Below are 1,138 nucleotides of genomic sequence, written 5' to 3' on the forward strand. Positions count from 1 at the left end.
GTTGTGCTTATGCAATGATTTTTGCAACAACACCCGCACCTACTGTACGGCCACCTTCACGGATTGCGAAACGCAAACCGTCATCCATCGCGATTGGGTGGATCAGGGTAACGATCATGTTGATGTTATCACCTGGCATTACCATCTCTACGCCTTCTGGCAATTCGATAGTACCGGTTACGTCAGTTGTACGGAAGTAGAACTGTGGACGGTAACCTTTGAAGAATGGAGTATGACGACCACCTTCATCTTTGCTCAGGATATAAACTTCTGATTCGAAAGTTGTGTGTGGCTTGATTGTACCTGGTTTTGCCAGTACTTGACCACGTTCAATTTCTTCACGCTTAGTACCACGCAGCAGAACACCAACGTTCTCACCCGCACGACCTTCGTCAAGCAGTTTACGGAACATTTCAACGCCAGTACAAGTTGTTTTCACGGTATCTTTGATACCAACGATTTCAACTTCTTCACCAACTTTAACGATACCACGCTCAACACGGCCTGTTACTACTGTACCACGACCTGAGATTGAGAATACGTCTTCGATTGGCAGCAGGAATGGCTTGTCAATTGCACGCTCTGGTTCTGGGATATAAGTATCCAGGTAGCCTGCTAATTCAACAATTTTTGCTTCCCACTCTGGATTGCCTTCCAGTGCTTTCAGCGCTGAACCGCGAACAACTGGAGTGTCATCGCCTGGGAAATCGTATTGAGACAGAAGTTCACGAACTTCCATTTCTACTAGTTCCAGCAGCTCTTCGTCGTCTACCATGTCACATTTGTTCAGGAAAACGATGATGTAAGGAACACCAACCTGACGACCTAACAGGATGTGCTCACGAGTTTGTGGCATTGGGCCATCAGTCGCAGCAACAACCAGGATCGCGCCATCCATCTGCGCAGCACCAGTGATCATGTTTTTAACATAGTCGGCGTGTCCTGGGCAGTCTACGTGTGCGTAGTGACGAGTAGGAGTATCGTATTCTACGTGAGAAGTAGAAATGGTGATACCACGCGCTTTTTCTTCTGGTGCGTTATCGATTTGATCGAATGCACGAGCGCTACCGCCGTAAGTTTTTGCCAGAACAGTAGTGATTGCTGCTGTCAGGGTAGTTTTACCATGGTCAACGTGGCC

At 47.5% G+C, this 1,138-nt stretch carries 1 protein-coding gene; it reads right to left on the minus strand.

Translation table 11 applies throughout. The features are described from left to right. Positions 1-7 precede the first annotated feature (7 nt). A partial coding sequence (gene tuf / locus AC3Z9T_RS21375) for an elongation factor Tu (RefSeq protein ID WP_490128062.1) occupies positions 8-1,138 on the minus strand: 1,131 nt, incomplete at its 5' end.

Source organism: Providencia sp. 6390 (assembly GCF_058148425.1).